Annotated in this window: 15 protein-coding genes and 2 pseudogenes; 7 read left to right on the top strand and 10 right to left on the bottom strand. The window is 69.8% G+C overall.

Translation table 11 applies throughout. The features are described from left to right. Positions 1 to 104: 104 nt before the first annotated feature. Positions 105 to 1,052: a 2,3,4,5-tetrahydropyridine-2,6-dicarboxylate N-succinyltransferase gene (dapD, locus tag QMG86_RS04010; RefSeq protein WP_281877754.1), complete on the top strand. Its 948-nt coding sequence runs from the start codon at positions 105 to 107 to the stop codon at positions 1,050 to 1,052. Between the two features lie 81 nt (positions 1,053 to 1,133). Here the strand turns inward: dapD and QMG86_RS04005 are convergent, their stop codons facing one another. Both QMG86_RS04005 and QMG86_RS04000 read right to left on the bottom strand, forming a co-directional pair. Continuing rightward, a complete protein-coding gene (locus QMG86_RS04005; RefSeq protein ID WP_281877753.1) occupies positions 1,134 to 1,517 on the bottom strand; it encodes a PPOX class F420-dependent oxidoreductase in 384 nt (127 codons plus the stop codon). A 45-nt stretch (positions 1,518 to 1,562) separates the two neighbouring features. Further along, a complete protein-coding gene (locus QMG86_RS04000; RefSeq protein ID WP_281877751.1) occupies positions 1,563 to 2,981 on the bottom strand; it encodes an acyl-CoA synthetase in 1,419 nt (472 codons plus the stop codon). A gap of 136 nt (positions 2,982 to 3,117) precedes the next feature. Here QMG86_RS04000 and QMG86_RS03995 point away from each other — a divergent pair, with 136 nt between their 5' ends. Further along, the gene (locus tag QMG86_RS03995) at positions 3,118 to 3,969 is read left to right on the top strand and encodes an oxygenase MpaB family protein (protein WP_281877750.1); all 852 of its coding nucleotides are present in this window, start codon (positions 3,118 to 3,120) and stop codon (positions 3,967 to 3,969) included. Positions 3,970 to 4,080: 111 nt separating this feature from the next. Beyond that, on the top strand, positions 4,081 to 4,788 hold the full coding sequence (locus QMG86_RS03990) for a hypothetical protein (protein WP_281877749.1): 708 nt from the start codon (positions 4,081 to 4,083) through the stop codon (positions 4,786 to 4,788). A 9-nt stretch (positions 4,789 to 4,797) separates the two neighbouring features. Here QMG86_RS03990 and QMG86_RS03985 read toward each other — a convergent pair whose 3' ends face one another. Beyond that, positions 4,798 to 5,430: a TetR/AcrR family transcriptional regulator gene (locus QMG86_RS03985; RefSeq protein ID WP_281877748.1), complete on the bottom strand. Its 633-nt coding sequence runs from the start codon at positions 5,428 to 5,430 to the stop codon at positions 4,798 to 4,800. A 167-nt stretch (positions 5,431 to 5,597) separates the two neighbouring features. Between QMG86_RS03985 and QMG86_RS03980 the strand changes: the two genes are divergently transcribed. Then, positions 5,598 to 6,461, top strand: a complete 864-nt coding sequence (locus QMG86_RS03980) for an oxygenase MpaB family protein (RefSeq protein WP_281877747.1) — start codon at positions 5,598 to 5,600, stop codon at positions 6,459 to 6,461. Here the strand turns inward: QMG86_RS03980 and pruA are convergent, their stop codons facing one another. The 4 genes from pruA to QMG86_RS03960 form a co-directional block, all read right to left on the bottom strand. Next, the gene (pruA, locus tag QMG86_RS03975) at positions 6,462 to 8,093 is read right to left on the bottom strand and encodes an L-glutamate gamma-semialdehyde dehydrogenase (RefSeq protein ID WP_281877746.1); all 1,632 of its coding nucleotides are present in this window, start codon (positions 8,091 to 8,093) and stop codon (positions 6,462 to 6,464) included. It abuts the gene before it with no gap. Between the two features lie 103 nt (positions 8,094 to 8,196). Next, positions 8,197 to 9,285 carry a succinyldiaminopimelate transaminase gene (gene dapC, locus QMG86_RS03970; RefSeq protein WP_434085533.1) on the bottom strand — a complete coding sequence of 363 codons (1,089 nt, stop codon included), beginning with the start codon at positions 9,283 to 9,285 and terminating at the stop codon, positions 8,197 to 8,199. Positions 9,286 to 9,311: 26 nt separating this feature from the next. Further along, positions 9,312 to 9,635 carry a ferredoxin gene (gene fdxA / locus QMG86_RS03965; RefSeq protein WP_014987978.1) on the bottom strand — a complete coding sequence of 108 codons (324 nt, stop codon included), beginning with the start codon at positions 9,633 to 9,635 and terminating at the stop codon, positions 9,312 to 9,314. A gap of 313 nt (positions 9,636 to 9,948) precedes the next feature. Then, entirely contained in the window at positions 9,949 to 12,564 is a 2,616-nt protein-coding gene (locus tag QMG86_RS03960; protein WP_281877743.1) for a bifunctional FO biosynthesis protein CofGH, read from the bottom strand. A gap of 270 nt (positions 12,565 to 12,834) precedes the next feature. Between QMG86_RS03960 and QMG86_RS03955 the strand changes: the two genes are divergently transcribed. The 3 genes and pseudogenes from QMG86_RS03955 (at position 12,835) to QMG86_RS03945 (ending at position 16,815) form a co-directional block, all read left to right on the top strand. Then, complete coding sequence (locus QMG86_RS03955) at positions 12,835 to 13,332, top strand: PH domain-containing protein (RefSeq protein WP_281877742.1); 498 nt, start codon at positions 12,835 to 12,837, stop codon at positions 13,330 to 13,332. Continuing rightward, the gene (locus QMG86_RS03950; RefSeq protein ID WP_281877740.1) at positions 13,329 to 14,927 is read left to right on the top strand and encodes a PH domain-containing protein; all 1,599 of its coding nucleotides are present in this window, start codon (positions 13,329 to 13,331) and stop codon (positions 14,925 to 14,927) included. The genes QMG86_RS03955 and QMG86_RS03950 overlap by 4 nt, the downstream gene beginning before the upstream one ends. Positions 14,928 to 14,971: 44 nt before the next feature. Further along, positions 14,972 to 16,815: pseudogene (locus tag QMG86_RS03945) on the top strand (APC family permease). Between the two features lie 9 nt (positions 16,816 to 16,824). On the opposite strand, the gene QMG86_RS03935 reads toward QMG86_RS03945, so the two are convergent. The 3 genes and pseudogenes from QMG86_RS03935 to QMG86_RS03925 form a co-directional block, all read right to left on the bottom strand. Further along, positions 16,825 to 17,262: a hypothetical protein gene (locus tag QMG86_RS03935; protein ID WP_281877736.1), complete on the bottom strand. Its 438-nt coding sequence runs from the start codon at positions 17,260 to 17,262 to the stop codon at positions 16,825 to 16,827. Further along, a complete protein-coding gene (locus QMG86_RS03930) occupies positions 17,259 to 17,417 on the bottom strand; it encodes a hypothetical protein (protein ID WP_195085919.1) in 159 nt (52 codons plus the stop codon). The genes QMG86_RS03935 and QMG86_RS03930 overlap by 4 nt, the downstream gene beginning before the upstream one ends. A 139-nt stretch (positions 17,418 to 17,556) precedes the next feature. Next, a pseudogene (locus tag QMG86_RS03925) lies at positions 17,557 to 17,814 on the bottom strand (amino acid permease); the annotation flags it as partial. Positions 17,815 to 17,819: the final 5 nt, after the last annotated feature.

Below are 17,819 nucleotides of genomic sequence, written 5' to 3'. Positions count from 1 at the left end.
CCACAGGGGCGTCCACCCTGCTGAAGTGGCGCAGGCCGGAGAGGTGATCGCGGTCTCCGGAGCAGCCGCACCGTTGCCCGGCGCGGGTCGGTAACCTCTAGGCCGTGAGCATCCAGGGAGCAGCAGCAATCGGCATCGCCAACGTGACCGCGGACGGGACCGTGCTGGACACGTGGTACCCGAACCCGCAGCTCGGCGAGTTCGCCGAGACCGGCACCAAGCGCCTGGACGACGCGCCCGCCGAGCACGAGGCGCTGCTCGGCTTCGACGACGCGCGCGGGGTCGACGTGATCGCGGTGCACACCACGATCGCCGACCTGTCCGCCGCCCCGGTCGACGCGCACGACGTCTACCTGCGGCTGCACCTGCTCTCGCACCGCCTGGTCAAGCCGCACGAGGTGAGCCTGGACGGCCAGTTCGGCCTGCTGACCAACGTGGTGTGGACCAACCACGGCCCCGCCGCGGTGGACGGCTTCGAGGCCACCCGCGCGAAGCTGCGCGCCCGTGGCCCGGTCACGGTGTACAGCGTGGACAAGTTCCCGCGCATGGTCGACTACGTGCTGCCCTCCGGCGTGCGCATCGGCGACGCAGACCGGGTCCGGCTCGGCGCGCACCTGGCCTCCGGCACCACCGTCATGCACGAAGGCTTCGTGAACTTCAACGCGGGCACGCTCGGCGCGTCCATGGTCGAGGGCCGCATCTCCGCGGGCGTCGTGGTGGGCGACGGCTCCGACGTCGGCGGTGGCGCGTCCACCATGGGCACCCTGTCCGGCGGCGGCACGACGGTCATCTCCATCGGCGAGCGGTCCCTGCTCGGCGCGAACTCCGGCCTGGGCATCCCCCTCGGCAACGACTGCGTGGTGGAAGCGGGCCTCTACCTCACCGCGGGCACCAAGGTCACCACCCCGGACGGCACCCTGGTCAAGGCAGCCGAACTGGCCGGACGCGACAACCTCCTGTTCCGCCGCAACTCCACCACCGGCGCCGTCGAGGTCGTCCCCCGCAAGGGCACCGGCATCGAACTCAACGCCGACCTCCACGCCAACGACTAGAGCTTCCGCGAGCGGCACGTGGTGGAGAGGTCTTCTCGCCTTTTTGCCGCAACCATGTGCCGCTCGCGCAGCCTGACGACGTCAGGCGAGGTCATCGGTGAGGCCGAAGGCGATGACTCGGTGGGGGTGGATGCGGATCATTTCGCGGGAGACGCCGGAGATGTAGGGGTCGACGTCGGTGAGCGCTTCGGCGGTGCCGCGGATCTCCAGGCAGCGGACGCGCCACGGCTGGACCGAGGCGATGTCGTCGACGACGAACGCGACGTGGTCGTTGGTGGCGAGGTTGCGGAATTTCCGGGAGGCGCCCATGTTCCAACCCGCGATGTCGATGGTGCCGAGGTCGGGGTTGTAGCGGAAGCCGACCGGGTTGTTCTGCGGGGTGCCGTCGGGGCGCACGGTGGCCAGCCTGCCCAGGCGCTGGGTGTGCAGGTAGTCGATCTGTTCGGACGTCAGGGTGGAAGTCATGCGCCGACCGTAGAACCTCTACCTAGCTCGAGGTCAACCCCGCGGTCAGCTCAGCTTCTTCTTCTGCACCTTGCCCATGGCGTTGCGCGGCAGCGCGTCGACCACCCGGATCTCGCGCGGGCGTTTGTGCACCGCAAGCTCTCCCGCCACATGGTCGATCAGCTCGCGCTCGGTCGCGGGGCCGCGCAGTACGACGAAGGCGGTGATGCGCTGACCGAGGTCGTCGTCGGGCAGGCCGACCACCGCGGCCTCCGCGACCGCGGGATGACCGAGCAGCACCGTCTCGACCTCGCCCGCGCCCACCCGATAGCCGCCGGACTTGATCAGATCGACCGATTCCCGGCCGACGATGCGGTGGAAGCCCTCCTCGTCGATGACGGCGACGTCGCCGGTCCGGAACCACCCGTCGGCGGTCCAGGTCTGCGCGGTGTCCTCCGGGCGGTTCAGGTAGCCGTCGAAGAGCATGGGCCCGGAGACCTGGAGGCCGCCGATGCTCTCGCCGTCGTGCGGGACCGGCGCGCCGGACTCGTCGCGCAGCCGGGTGCGCACGCCGCGCACCGGCGTGCCGACCCAGCCCGGCCTGCGCTCGCCGTCGGCCCGGGTGGACAGCGTGATCATGGTCTCGCTCATGCCGTAACGCTCGACCGGCGCGTGCCCGGTCAGCTCGCGCAGTCGTTCGAACACCGGCACGGGAAGCGGCGCGCTCCCGGAGACCAGCAACCGCGCGTCGGCCAACTGCTTCGCCGAGTCCGGGTCCTCGACCACCCGAGACCAGACGGTCGGCACCCCGAAGTACAGCGAACCCTTGGCCGCCGCGTACGCCTGCGGTGTCGGCTTGCCGGTGTGGATCAGCGGACTGCCCACGCGCAGCGGGCCCAGCAGGCCGAGGATCAGACCGTGCACGTGGAACAGCGGAAGCCCGTGTACCAGAGTGTCGTTCGCGGTCCACGCCCATGCCTCGGCGAGTGCGTCCAGACCTGCGGCGATCGCGCCCCGGCTGAGCAGCACGCCCTTGGGCAAGCCCGTGGTACCGGAGGTGTACAGCACGAAAGCCGTGGCGGCGGGGTCGGGTTCGGGATAGGTGTGCCACGACCTGGCATGCCGCCGCACCGGCACGACGGGCAGGTCGGCGCCCTCCGGCGCCTTGCCCAGCCATGCTTGGGCGCCCGAGTCGGCGAGGATGTGCGCCCGCTCCGCGGTACCGGAGTCCGGGGGCACCGGCACGATCGTGACGCCCGCGATGAGGCAGCCGACCACCGCGAGCACGGTCTCCACGGTCGGCTCGGCCAGCACCGCGACCCGCTCCGCGCGCGCGACGCGTTCGGCCACCGAAGTAGCCGCGCCCAGCAGGTCGCTGCGCGAGAGGGTGGTCCCGTCGATGGTGACGGCGTCGGGGATGTCCGCTCCGCCTGCGACGGCGAGCGGGTTCAGGGAGCTGAGCAGCAGCGGCGGACCGAACGGCATTCGCTCACGCTACTTGCCGGGTCCGCGGCGAAGCAGCGGCGTCCCGCCCGAACCGAGCCCGAATGTGACGGTTGACACTCCCGCTGACGTGGTGAGACCGTTGTCGCATAGCTCTCTCAGTACTGCGAGGTCGACGATGACCAGGCCACTTCCCGCGACGCATCGCCCCGAACCGCCGGACTCCTTCGACATCGGGCAGTACATCGACGGCGTCGCCGGCCTGTTCGGGGGCGTGGCCAATGTCATCATGCAGCTGAGCACTCCCCCGGTCGGCTACGGCGTGCTGGAAAGTACGGTGCACAGCGGAAACGTCATGGTGCATCCGGTCAAACGGCTGCGCACCACCCTGACCTACCTCGCCGTGGCGATGCTCGGCACCGACGAGGAGCGCGCCGCCTACCGCGAAGCGGTGAACGTCTCGCATCGCCCGGTCCGATCGACCGCGTCGAGTCCGGTGCGCTACAACGCCTTCGACCCAGCGCTGCAATTGTGGGTCGCGGCCTGCCTGCATTGGGGCGCGCGGGATCTGTACGAGCGGATGCACGGCCCGATGGACGAGGCCGCAGCCGACGCGTTCTACCACCTCAGCGCCCGGCTCGGCACCACCCTCCAGATGCCCGAAACGATGTGGCCCGCCGACCGTCGCGCCTTCGAGGAGTACTGGACCGCGAATCTCGCCAAGACCAGCATCGACCCCGCGATCCACGCCTATTTCGACGACCTCATCGATTTGCGCATGCTCCCGCGACCGGCGCAACTGGCGCTCGGGCGCTTGCACCGCTTTTTCGTGACCGGCCTACTGCCCCCGCATCTGCGCGAGGAGATGGGCATGACCTGGACCGAACACGACGAGCGCGTACTCGGCCGCATCCTGCACGCGGTCGGGGCGACCCAGTCCCGGCTCCCACGGCCGGTCCGCACCTTTCCCCTCAACGCCTACCTCCTCGATATGCGCGTGCGGCGTCTGCTCGGCCTGCGCCTGGTGTGAGCGAACGCGACGCGCGTCGTTTCGCTGAGCAATCACTGGGCAATCGGATCTCATCCATCCGATCGACAGACCACAGCCGCCACGAGCCAGGAGGAGAAGATGCGCTGTCGAATGGCGACGACCACCCTCGTCGCGGGAGCGGTCCTGGCACTGTCCGCGCCGGTCGCCTGTGCGGAACCCACGGCTGAGACCGAGGTAGCCGCCGTTCCGCCGCGCACGTCCCTCTCGGTCCGCACCCCTTTCGGCATCGGCTGGGGCACGGCGAACGAACACGAGCCGCGCGCGAGCCTGTCGCTGGCCAAACTCTTCCTGGCCGATTACGCCTTGCGCCACGGCGACGGCTCGCCGGAGGATCGGGCGCTGGGCGAGCAAATGATCCGCTACTCCGACGACGGAGCGGCGACCGTGATGGAGGCCAAGTATCCCCAGGCCATCGCCGCCATCGCCGCCGAATACGGCCTGCACGAAACCGTGCCCGGGCCGAACTGGGGCGCCGGGGCCACCAGCGCCGCTGACGTGTCGGACTTCCTCGCCGCCAAACTGCGCACGGACCCGGGATCGCCGATCTTCGAATGGATGGCCGCGGCGGGATCGACAGCCCAGGACGGCACCGAACAGGACTGGGGCACCGCCCGGTGGCCGTTCGTGCAGGGCACCAAGTGGGGCTGGTCGGATCTCGGGGAGCCGGAGGTGGCCTCGGCGTCCTATGGCCCCGGTTTCGCGGTGACCGCGCAGACCCGCGGCACGGCGGCAGAGCAGACCGCGGACGTCATGGCCGCGCTCGGGGCGATGATCCTGAGATTCGCCCCGCACCGCTGAGAGCTTGGTTCAGCGCACCCGGAACGACACCACGACGTGGTCGCGCGCGAACTGCCGTATCGACGCGTCGTCACCGAGCGGGATGACGGTCTGCGGCGTCAGCGCCAACGACAGCGCGGTACGAGCGATCATCTCGGCCAAGGGCTCCGGATCGTATTCCGGCAGTTTGCCTTCCCGCTGCAAGCGCGTGATGAACTCGGCGAGGTAATCGCGGCCGAGTTCGATGACCGGGGCGCCCTGGGTGGTGAGGTAGGGCAGCACCAATTCGGGCTCGGTGGCCAGCAGCCGGTGGATCAGCTGATTTCCGCGCAGCCCGTTGATGAACGCGGCGAACAGTTCGACGATCTGGTCCTCCGCGCTCGCGTTCCGGTCCACCTGGCGCTGGAGCGCGGCGTCGACCTCCTCGATGAAATCGCGGGTCTGCCGCAGACCGACGGCCTTGATCAGATCGGACTTGCTCGCGAAGCGGCGGTAGAGCGTGGCCAGGGACAATCCGCCGCGCCGCGCGACCTCCACCATGCTGGTGCGCTTGATACCGAAGTCGAGGAACGCCAGCAGCGCCGCGTCCAATACCCGCGCCTGGTTGCGATCCTCGGGGGCAGCGCTGCGCACCAGCGGCAGCAGTCTGGTCAGCCTGGCCATAGCTCAACCCTATCCGCGATAGCGAAACGATGACACTTTCAGCATCGCATACCATCAGCGCGGTATCGCGCCGTTGACAGTGTTGCGAGTCGATGAGAAAGTTAGGGCACAATCTTCTCATCGACCGATTCTCTGGGATCGGGCGGACAGGAAAGACGAGGTCGACGATGACCGCGCCGCTGCGCACCGCCGAACACGAGCCGGACCCGAGCCCGATTCTCACCCCGGAGACCGTCACGGAGTACGTGGACGGCATCGCCGCCTTCCTCGGCGGCGCCGCCAACGTCATCATGCAGCTGAGTCTGCGCCCGGTCGGCCGTGGCGTCCTGGAGAGCACCGTCGACAGCGGCAAGGTCACCCTGCATCCGATCAAGCGGCTGCGCACCACGCTGACCTACATAGCCGTCGCGCTGCTGGGATCCGACGCCGAACGCGACGCCTACCGCGAGGCCGTCAACGTGTCGCACCGGTCGGTGCGCTCCACGGCGACGAGCCCGGTGAAGTACAACGCCTTCGACCCGAACCTGCAACTGTGGGTCGCCGCCTGCCTGTACTGGGGCATCGATGACCTCTACACCCGCATGCACGGCCCGATGGACCCCACCACCGCCGACGCCTTCTACGCCTACGCCGCGCGGCTGGGCACCACCTTGCAGATGCGGCCGGAGATGTGGCCTGCCGATCGCGCGTCGTTCCAGCGGTACTGGGACGAGAACCTGAAGTTGCGCGGGATCGAGCCGGAGCTGCGGGACTACTTCGACGGGCTGATCGATCTGAAGATGATGCCGCGCCCGGTGCAGGTGGTCTTCGCCGGACTGCAGCGCTTCATCGTCACCGGGCTGCTTCCACAGCACCTGCGCAACGAGATGGGCATGACCTGGACCGACCGCGACCAGCGTCGCTTGGATCGGCTGCTGCGCGCCATCGGGGCGGTGCACCGGCGACTGCCGAAATCGGCCCGGATGTTCCCGCTCAACGCCTACCACTTCGACCTGCGCAGGCGGCTGCGGCACGGCAAGCCGCTGGTCTAGTCACCCCATGTGCGGGTAGCGGTACTCGACCGGCGGCACGAAGGTCTCCTTGATCGTTCGCGGCGCGACCCAGCGCAAGAGGTTCAACGGCGAACCCGCCTTGTCGTCGGTGCCGGAGGCGCGTGCCCCGCCGAACGGCTGCTGCCCCACCACCGCGCCCGTGGGCTTGTCGTTGACGTAGAAGTTGCCCGCCGCGAATCGCAGTGCGGCGTCGGCCTCTTCGATCGCGTACCGGTCCTGGGCGAACACCGCGCCGGTCAGCGCGTACGGCGCCGCCGCCTCGACTTCGGCCAGTATCGCGCTATAGGCGCCGGGTTCGCTGTCGTCGTAGACATACACCGACAGAATCGGCCCGAAGTATTCGGTGGAGAACGATTCGTCGTGTGGATTGTCGGCCAGGAAAACGGTCGGCCGAACGAACCAGCCCTCGCTGTCGTCGTAGGTGCCGCCGACCGGGACGGTGACGCCCGCGTCGACAGCGCGCCGGATGGCCGCAACGTTCTTGTCGTAGGCGCGCCGATCGATCAGGGCCCCACCGAAATTCGACAGATCAGCGACGTCGCCGTAACTCAGTTCGCCGGTATCGTGCAGGAACTCGTCGCCCATCGCGCGCCAGACCGACCGCGCGATGTAGGCGCGCGAGGCCGCCGAGCACTTCTGGCCCTGATACTCGTAGGCCCCGCGAATCAAGGCGGTGCGCAGCGCGGCAGGGTCGGCCGAAGAGTGCGCGACGATGAAGTCCTTGCCGCCGGTCTCCCCGACCAGGCGCGGATAGCTATGATACCGACCGACATTCGCGCCGACCTGCTGCCAGAGATACTGGAACGTCTTGGTGGAACCGGTGAAATGGATACCGGCCAGCCGTGGATCGGCCAGCGCCACCTCCGACAGCTGCACCCCGTCACCGGTGACCATGTTGATCACACCGGGCGGCAGGCCCGCCGCCTCCAGCAACCGCATCGTGTGGAAGGCCGACAGCGTCTGCGTCGGCGAGGGCTTCCACACCACGGTGTTGCCCATCAACGCGGGCGCGGTCGGCAGATTGCCGGCGATCGCGGTGAAGTTGAAGGGCGTGATGGCGTAGACGAATCCTTCCAGCGGCCGATAGTCCATCCGGTTCCACACTCCGGCGCTGGACTGCGGCTGTTGTTCCAAAATTCCCCGCGCGAACGCGACATTGAAGCGCCAGAAGTCGACCAGCTCGCACGGCGCGTCGATCTCGGCCTGCTGAGCCGATTTCGACTGCCCGAGCATGGTGGCCGCCGCGACGGTCTCCCGCCACGGCCCGGCCAGCAGGTCAGCGGCCCGCAGCAGTACCGCGGCGCGCTCCTCGAACGGCAGGGCCCGCCATCCCGGGGCGGCCGTCATCGCGGCGTCGATGGCCGCGTGCGCTTCCGAATGCGTGGTGTCGGTGTAGGTCCCCAGCACGTGCCGACGCCGGTGCGGTGCGACGATGTCGTGCCGTTCACCGATGCCGGGGCGGTGCTTGCCGCCGATCACCAGCGGCACCTCGACGGGCTCGGCGGACAATGCGGCTAGTTTGCCAAGCAATAGCTCCCGCTCCGGGCTACCCGGCGCGTAGGAGTGCACCGGTTCGTTGCCGGGCGTGGGGACAACCGTGACAGCGTCCATACCTCAGGCTAGCTCGCGGGCGCGGGCGCGCACGGGTGCCGACACACCCGGAATCAGGGGGACCGCCGATCGAGCGAGGTCGCTGACGTCGCAGCGCCGCTGGTCAGCCGGCCAGGCGTTCGGCCGCCGCCGCGATCCGCTCGTCGGTCGCGGTGAGCGCGATCCGCACGTGCTCGCTCGCGCCAGGGCCGTAGAAGTCGCCCGGGGCGGCGAGGATGCCGCGCTCGGCCAGCCAGTCCAAGGTGGTCCGGCAGGACTCTCCGCGCGTGGACCACAGATACAGGCCCGCCTCGGAGTGATCGATCCGGAAACCCGCGCCCTCCAGCGCCTTCCGCAACACGTCGCGGCGGGCGCGGTAACGCTCGCGCTGGCGCGCCTCGTGCGCGTCGTCGCTGAGCGCGGCGGTCATCGCGGCCTGGATCGGGAACGGCACCATCATGCCCGCGTGCTTGCGCACTTCGAGCAGCTCGGCGATCAGCGCGGGGTCGCCCGTCACGAAGCCCGCGCGGTAGCTGGCCAGATTGGAGGTCTTGGACAGCGAGTGCACGGCCAGCAGGTTGGTGTGGTCGCCCTCGCACACCTCGGGGTCGAGCAAGGAGACCGCGCGGCCCTCCCACGCCAGTCCCAGGTAGCACTCGTCGGACGCGACGATCGCGCCGCGCTCCCGAGCGAAGGCGACCACCTTGCGCAGATGCTCGACGCCGAGCACCCGGCCGGTCGGGTTGGACGGCGAGTTGACGTAGATCAACGCCGGGTTCTGCGGACCGAGCCGGGTCAGCCCGTCGGCGCGCAACACCTGCGCGCCCGCCAGCAGCGCGCCGACCTCGTAGGTGGGATAGGCGACCTCGGGAATGACGACGAGGTCGCCCGCGCCGAGCCCGAGCAGCCGGGGCAGGCCCGCGATCAGCTCTTTGGTGCCGATCGCGGGCAACACGGCCGCGGCCTGGAGGCCGGTGATCCCGTAACGCCGCTTCAGCGCGTCGACCGCGGCCGAGCGGAGCTCGGGGGTGCCGTGCGTGGTCGGGTAGCCGGGCACCTCGGCGACGGAGTTCAGCGCCGTACGGATCAGCGGGTCGACCGGGTCGACCGGGGTGCCGACGGACAGATCGACGATCCCGCCGGGATGGGCGGCCGCTCGAACCTTCACCGAAGCGATGGTGTCCCAGGGGAAATCGGGTAGCAGACTGCTCACCCGGCCACGCGGTGACACGTCAGGTCTCACTCACTCGCCATCGGAGGCAGTTCCTTGATGAACGGCGGGTCGTAGTCGACCTTGCCGACCTTGGTGGCGCCGCCGGGCGAGCCCAGCTCGTCGAAGAAATCGACGTTGGCGTTCACGTATCCGCTCCACTGGTCCGGGGTGTCGTCTTCGTAGAAGATCGCCTCCACCGGGCACACCGGCTCACATGCACCACAGTCCACGCACTCGTCGGGATGGATGTACAGCATGCGGCCGCCCTCGTAGATGCAGTCCACGGGGCATTCCTCGATGCATGCCTTGTCCTTCACGTCAACGCACGGTTCAGCGATGATGTACGGCACTGCCGCTCTCCTAGTCTGTCCTCGCCTGCGGGATGGTCCGCCCGGCGAAACCCTATCCCGGCACCCCACGTTACTACTGGTCAGCCTGCCCTAACTTCCTGCCCGGCGCACGCCGACGCGAGGCAGGATTCGGACTCCGCCACCCGCCGTACGCGCCGGGGACCACGTTCTGGGAGGTAGCGCCGGAGCGCGCGGTGGCGGGGCCCGAATTACGCCGGTCCGAGCTGCCCGAGGCCGACCGGAGAACCGATCGCACCGCGGGCTGGAACCTGCGCTGTCGCCGGGCAGCCCGGAACCCGGCGCGATCGGCGTATCAGTCGACCAGTACCGCCTGGAGCCCCGGGGAGACGGACGATCCGCTGTGCTTCGGGACACCGTAGGTCGTCGTCCGCTCCCGGGCCGGCCGTCCGATGCCGGAGGCGATCTCCACCAGCTCGGCGACCGTCTTGGCCGAGCCGTGCTGCGAGCCCGCCATCCGGGAGATGGTCTCCTCCATCAACGTGCCGCCCAGATCGTTGGCTCCGCTGTTGAGCATCACCCGGGTGCCGGTGATGCCGAGCTTGACCCAGCTGGTCTGGATGTTGTGGATCCGGCCGTGCAGCATGATCCTGGCCAGGGCGTGCGCGGCGCGGTTGTCCCGGTTGGTCGGCCCCGGCCGCGCGGCGCCCGCCAGATACAGCGGTGCGCTCTGGTGCACGAACGGCAGCAGCACGAATTCGGTGAAGCCGCCGGTCTCGTCCTGGATTCCGCGCAGCACGCGCAGATGCCCGACCCAGTGCTTCGGATTGTCCACGTGGCCGTACATCATGGTCGAACTGGATCGGATGCCGACCTGGTGCGCCGTGGTGATCACGTCGATCCACGCCGAGGTGGGCAGTTTGCCCTTGGTGAGCACCCAGCGCACCTCGTCGTCCAGGATCTCCGCGGCAGTGCCCGGGATGGTGTCCAGGCCCGCCTCCTTCAGCGCGACCAGCCAGTCCCGCACGCTCTGGCCGCCGCGCGAGGCGCCGTTCACGATCTCCATCGGGCTGAACGCGTGCACATGCATCGACGGCACCCGCTGCTTGACCGCCCGCACCAGATCCGCATAGCCGGTGACCGGCAGGTCGGGGTCGATCCCGCCCTGCATGCAGACTTCGGTGGCGCCGTCGACATGCGCCTCCCAGGCGCGGTCGGCGACCTCCTCCGTGCTCAGGGTGAACGCGTCCGCGTCGCCCTTGCGCTGGGCGAACGCGCAGAACCGGCACCCGGTGTAGCAGACATTGGTGAAGTTGATGTTCCGGTTCACCACGTAGGTCACGTCGTCGCCGACGGTGTCGCGGCGCAGCCGGTCGGCCAGCGCGGCGACCGCCTCCAGCTCCGCGCCGTCCGCCGTGGCCAGCGCGAGGTATTCGGCGTCGCTGAGCCCGGCCGGGTCGCGTTCGGCGGCGCGCAATGCGGCGAGCACGTCGGCGTCCAGCCGCTGCGGCGCCGTGACGGCGAGGTCGCGCGCCTGTTCGCGAATGGTGTCCCAGTCGCCGAAGGCGCCGACGATGTCCTGTCCCAGCGCCGCGTCGCTGCGGGCCTCGGTGTTGCGGCCCTCGGTGTCGATGGCGGTGTTCAGGTCGACGCGCCCGGCCGACTCCCAGGACTCCTCCGGCTCCTGCCAGGGCAGCCCGGCCGGGATCGCGTCCTCCTTCGCCAGCCCCGTCGCCGGGTCGGTGAGCGCCGCGACGTGCGCACCGATTCGCGGATCGACCCACGGGTTACCCGCCCGCACATACTTCGGGTGCGCGGAGGTCCGCTCGACCAGCCGATAGCCCGCCGCCTCGGTGATCTCCCGCAGGGTGTCCAGGTTCGGCCACGGCCGCTCCGGGTTCACGTGGTCGGGCGTCACCGGCGAGACGCCGCCCCAGTCATCGATGCCCGCCTCGATCAGCGCGCGGCACTCGGCGTGCGAGACCAGGTTCGGCGGCGCCTGCACCGGCACGTCCGGCCCGAGCAGGATGCGGGTGACGGCGATGGTGGCGAGGAATTCCTCCAGGCCCGCGTCGGGGACGTCCCGCATGGCGGTGTCGTCCTTGGCGCGGAAGTTCTGCACGATGACTTCCTGGATGTGCCCGAACGCCTTGTGCTGCTTGCGAATCGCCATGATCGACTCGGCCCGCTCGGCCATCGTCTCGCCGATGCCGACCAGGATGCCCGTGGTGTAGGGCACCGAGAGCCGGCCCGCGTCGGTGATGGCCCGCAGCCGCACGGCCGGGTCCTTGTCGGGGCTGCCGTAATGGCAGTTGCCCTTCTCGGTGAACAGCCGGGTGGACGTGGTCTCCAGCATCATGCCCATGGACTGCGCCACCGGCTTGAGCCGCGCGATCTCCTCCCAGGACAGCACGCCGGGGTTGAGGTGCGGCAGCAGGCCCGTTTCCTCCAGCACCATGATCGACACGGCGCGCAGGTAGTCCAGCGTGGAGTCGTAGCCGCGCTCGTCCAGCCACTGCGCGGCCTCCGGCCAGCGATCCTCCGGCCGGTCACCCAGCGTGAACAGCGCCTCCTTGCAGCCGAGCGCGGCGCCGCGGCGTGCGATGTCGAGCACCTCGTCGGGTTCGAGGAACATGCCCTTGCCCTCGGCGCGCAATTTGCCCGGCACCGTGACGAACGTGCAGTAATGGCATTTGTCCCGGCACAGCCGGGTCAGCGGGATGAAGACGTTGCGGGAATAACTGATCGTGTTCGGACGCCCGGCGGACGCCAGCCCGGCATCACGCACCCGCGCGGCGCTGCGACAGAGGTCGGCGAGATCGTCGCCGGTCGCGTGCAACAGCACCGCGGCCTCGTCCACGTTCAACGTGACACCGTCGCGGGCCCTGCGCAACGCCCGGCGCATGGCCGATGGACTGGGCGGAGCGGTTGGGACGCTCGGGTTCGGTAGGTCGGTCACGCCCTCGATCATGCGCTACACATCCGGAACTGTCTCCCTCCAGTGCTGGTTGCGGCGAAGCGGACACCCCACGGCTCCGCTCGCCACGGAGCCCACGCGGGGACGTGGAGCACCGTTGAGCGTTGACAACTGTGCGCTGGCCGAGGCTATTCCAGGGCGACGCCCGCGCTCAGCTCTCGATGGCTGCCTCGGTGAGCGCCGCCGAATCCACCGTTTCCCATGCGCGCTGCTCCGGCGACGATCGACGGGGACAGCGGCGCTCGGTCGTGCAACGATTGCAGCATGTCGCAGCCGCGCACGATCATGGCCGACCCGGCCTGGCGCCCCAGTCCGAAGGCGAAGCTCCTGTGGACCGTGCAGGCCGCACTGGCCTGGGTGATTCCGTTCGCGGCGCTGCTGGTGTGGGCGGTGCTCGACGCCGCGCATCGGGGCTGGCAACTCGGCTTCTTCCTGGTCGCGCTCGGGCCTGCCACGGTGAACATCGGGGTGGCGCCGTGGTGGCGCTACGCCGTGCACCGCTGGGAGGTCACCGACGAGGCGGTCTACACCCGGGTCGGCTGGCTCACCCAGGAGAGCCGGGTGGCGCCGATATCCCGGGTGCAGACCGTCGACACCGAACGCGGGCCGCTCGAGCGCCTGCTGGGCCTGGCCACGGTCACCGTCACCACCGCGTCCTCCGCGGGCGCCGTCGAGATCACCGCGCTGGACCTCCCGGTCGCCGAGGCGACCGTGACGCGGCTGACCGGCATCGCCGCCCAGCACCGCGGCGACGCGACATGACCGCCGAGCCCGCGGCGCACGCGGCGCAGGCCGAACAGCCGTGGCAGCGGCTGGACAAGCGGATGCTGCTGGTGCATCCGATCACCGAGGTGGTGAAGTTCGTCCCGGTGCTGATCGGCTCGGTGATCCTCGGCACCAGCAGCGGCAACCACATGTGGAGCGTCATCCCGATCGTGCTGATCGTCGGGTTCGCGCTGACCCGCTGGTTCACCACGACCTATCGGGTGGGACCCACCCACGTCGAACTGCGGACCGGGCTGCTGCAACGCAAGAAACTGTCGGTGCCGCGGTCGCGGATCCGCTCGGTGGACATCGAAGCGGACCCGCTGCACCGGGTGCTGGGACTCGCGGTGCTGGCGATCGGGACCGGCCAGCAGGCCGATACGGGCGAGCAGTTCAAGCTCGACGCGTTGGACGCACGGGTGGTACCGCCGTTGCGCGCCGCCCTGCTCGCCCACACGGCGGAGCCGTCCGATGATCGGAAAGTGTTGCGGGAGAATGCATCCGGTGAGGTCTCCGCTCCACGTACCCGCGCGCGCGAGATCGGGCACTGGAGCCCGGCGTGGGTGCGTTACGCCCCGCTGTCGCTGACCGGGTTCGCGATCATCGCGCCGATCGTCGGGTTCGGGCTGCAGTACGGGCTCGGCGAGGTCGTGTTCCGGTCGGACGCGGTGCACGACGTCGAAGACGGCGGCGGGCTCGCCCTGGCGCTGGCCGGGGCCGCACTACTGTGCGTCATCGTGCTCGTGGTCAGCGCTGCCGCGTGCGCGCACTATCTGACCACCTATTTCGGACTGCGGGTCCGCGATGACGGCAAGACCTTGCAGCTGCGCCACGGCCTGTTCACCACCCGTCAGATCACTCTCGATCGGGCCCGGCTGCGCGGAGCCACGGTCAACGAACCGTTGCTGCTGCGCTTGGCGGGCGGCGCGGAACTGGAAGCGATCATGACCGGGGAGAAGCCTCGGCAGAAAATCCTCCCGCAGGCTCCGCGCAGCGCCGTCGAGCACACCCTCGGGCACCTGCTCGCCCCGGAGGAGATGCGGGACAACGACCTTGCCGCCCGGCCGGCCCAGACGCCCACCGGCGCGGGCGCATCGGACCCGCACGCCGTCCCGGAGCCGGGCAGCGCTCCACTTATCGCGCACGGACCAGCCGCGCGGCGGCGCAGATACACCCGCACGCTCACGCCGGTGGTGCTCATCGCCGCGCTGATGGCCTACATCCACCTTGCGGGAGAACACTACTCGCCGTGGTGGTGGCTGGTGCCGGGCCTCACGCTGCCTGTGGCCCTCGCCCTCGCGGAGGATCGTTACCGTGGCCTCGGGCATGCTGTGCTGCCCCGCACGGCCACCAGCCCGACTTGGCTGATCACCCGCGCCGGGTCGCTCGACCGGGACCGCGACTGCCTGGAAGCCCCCGGCGTGATCGGCTGGACGGTGCGACGGACCTTGTTCCAGCGGCGCGCCGGGATCGCCACAGTTGTCGCGGCCACCGCCGCGGGCAAGAAGCGTTATACGGTGGTCGACCTACCTGCCGACGAGGCGTGGCGCCTCATCGAGACCGTCACGCCGGGGCTGCCTGGCGCGCGTTGACCGCCCGGTGTCGCTGATCGGTTGCCGGGCGACGGCGGAGTTCAATGGACGCCGTGGTGACCAAGACCCAGCCGCAGTCGTCGGAGCCGGGGATCGCCGATCGCCGGTTCCGGCAGATGCAGCGGGCGGACAAGTTCCGGCTGACCGCGGTGGGCGGGCTCGCCGCGCTCTCCCTGGACGCGCTGTCCAGCGTGGCCTACGGACCCGAGGCGATCGTGCTGGTGCTGGTCGCGGCGGGCGCGGCGGCAGTCGCCTGGACACTGCCGGTGTCCTGCGCGATCGCCGCGCTGTTGCTGGTGCTGGTGCTCTCCTACCGCCAGGTGATCGCGGTACACCCGGACGGCGGCGGCGCGTACGCGGTCGCCAAGAAGCAGCTCGGCAGGCCCGCCGCCCTGCTGGCGGCCGCCAGCCTGGTCGTGGACTATGTGCTGACCGTCGCGGTGAGCCTCGCCGCGGGCGCGGCCAGCCTGGCCAGCGCCTTTCCCGCGCTGGCCGACGAACTGCTGCCGATGACGCTGGCCGGGCTGGCCGCGCTGACGGTGATCAACCTGATCGGGGTGGCGGAATCGGCGCGGGTTCTGATGGGGCCCGCGATCCTGTTCGTCGTGCTGATCACGGGGGTCATCGTCGTGGGACTGCTGCGGCCGGACCCGGTCGCGGTGATCGGCGCCGACCGCGGCCCGATCGAGCCGGTCGAAGCGCTCGGAATCGTGCTGCTGCTCAAGGCATTCGCCGCGGGATGCTCCTCGCTGACCGGCGTGGAAGCGATCGCCAACGCGGTGCCCGCCTTCCGCACGCCCGCGGTGCGCCGTGCGCAGCGCACCGAAGTGGCGCTCGGCGTCCTGCTCGGTGCGATGCTGCTCGGCCTGGCCGTGCTGATCCGCGAGCACCACGTGACGCCGCGCGGGGACGTGACCATCCTGGCGCAACTCTCGGCGGCGGCCTTCGGCACCGGCTGGCTGTTCTATCTCACCAATCTCGCGGTCACCGCGGTGCTGTTGCTCGCGGCGAATACCAGTTTCGGCGGTCTCCCGTGCTGCTGGCGCTGCTGGCCAAGGACCACCGGGCGCCGTCGCTGTTCGCGCTGCGCTCCGAGCGACCGGTCTTCCGCTACGGAGTCACCGCGCTCGCCCTGCTGGCCGCGCTGGTGCTGGTTTCCGTTGATGCCGAAACGCACCGTCTGCTGCCGGTTTTCGCGATCGGCGTCTTCATCGGCTTCACCGTCAGCCAGACCGGTCTGGTGTTGCACTGGTGGCGCGCGCGTGGGCGGGGATGGGTACCGCGCGCGTTGCTGAACGGAGTCGGCGCGACGCTCACCGCTGTCGCGGGCGTCGTCCTGCTCGCGGAGAAGTTCACCGAGGGAGCATGGCTGCTGCTGCTCATCATCCCCGCGCTGGTGACCCTCTTCTTCCGGATCGAGAACTACTACGCCGAGGTCGCGCGCCGGCTGCGGTTGCGCCGAATTCCGCCGCGGCCGCGGTCGGCGCCCGAGTCGAAGGACCTGGTGGTCGTCCCGGTGGTGACGATGAGCGAAGTGACCTATCGCGCGGTGCAAGCCGCCTTGCGCATGCGGGGCGAGATCGTCGCGGTGGCCGCGGACATCGATCCGGCCACGACCAGAAAGCTCAGCGCCCAATGGAAGGAGTGGGATCCGGGCATTCCGCTCGCGGTGCTGCCGTGCCCGCATCGCAGTCTGGTATCGACCCTCGTCGGCTACGTCCGGAAGCAGACCGAAGCCGGGCTGGGCGTCACCGTGCTGCTCGCGCATGTCGAAGCACGGCACTGGTGGCAACGCCCGCTGCACAATCCGCGCGGGCCGGTGCTGACCGCCGCGCTGCGCGCCCGCACCGACGCCGTGATCGCGACCTTGGCGGTCCGGCTCGCGTGACCGCCGAGTTCAGCGGCGACCGAAGACGCTCGCGTTCGCCTGGATGTAGAGGTATGCCAGCGGCGGCAGCAGTCCGGCGAACAGCAGCAGCGCCGTCCGCCAATCACTGCCGAGCAGGATGTCTCCGCCCGGCCCGGCGCTCGCGCACACCAGGAAGCCGAACGCCCAGGCCACCAACGGGAGGCCGAGGACGGCGGGACGCCGGGAGATCGAGCGCGCGCCCGCGACGAGCAGCACGTTGACCGCGCCCGCCACTACGGCCGACACCGGGAAGGCGACGGAGCCCAGGTAGGTCGGCAGGTACAACACCTCGAGCGCCAAAGTGAGCAGGGCGTTCAGAACCAGCAGCACGAGGATCGTCACGCCCACGACGCCCATCGGGCGGGGGGTGGCGCCGGCTGCCACGGGAGCGCGGTCGCCCGCGTGGTCGTCGATTTTCGTCGTCACGGCACCGGCGGGTAGCCGAGGAGGGTCAACAGGTGACTCTGCATGTCGGCGAACGCGTACAGCACCGTCAGATACAAGTCGTGCTGCTCCTGCCAATGCGGCCGCATGCTGTCGACGAACGCCGCGATCGCGTTCTGGAGCTCCCAGTTGTACATACTGCCGAGTCTATTCCGGCGCTACCCGGCGCATGATCAAATCTCCGGGTCGGCAGTCAGGGCGGCGACCACTGGGAATTCACCGGCCGGGTCGCCGCGATCGTCAGCACCCGCTTACGAGCGGCAAACCAGCCATGATCAGCGCGATGCCGACCAGCGCGATCAGGCTGGTGAGCGGGATGCCGCCATAAGGAACGCCGCCGCTGCCCATCACGCCGGTGAACTTCGGCACGCTGCCGTTCATCGACATAGAGCGCAGGATGCGCCCGGTCGAGTACAGCCCGGCGTTCGAGCTGGAGAACGCCGCGATGAGCACCGGCTGCCGATACCGGCGATGCCGAGCAACAGTTCCCGCCGCGCCGATACCGCTCGATGGCATCCTCGGGCAAAGCGGACTCGGCG

The organism is Nocardia sputorum (assembly GCF_027924405.1).
In the GTDB taxonomy this organism is placed as follows: Bacteria; Actinomycetota; Actinomycetes; order Mycobacteriales; family Mycobacteriaceae; genus Nocardia; species Nocardia sputorum.
The sequence above is the reverse complement of the archived record's forward strand: the minus strand, read 5'-3'. Positions and strand labels throughout refer to the sequence as shown.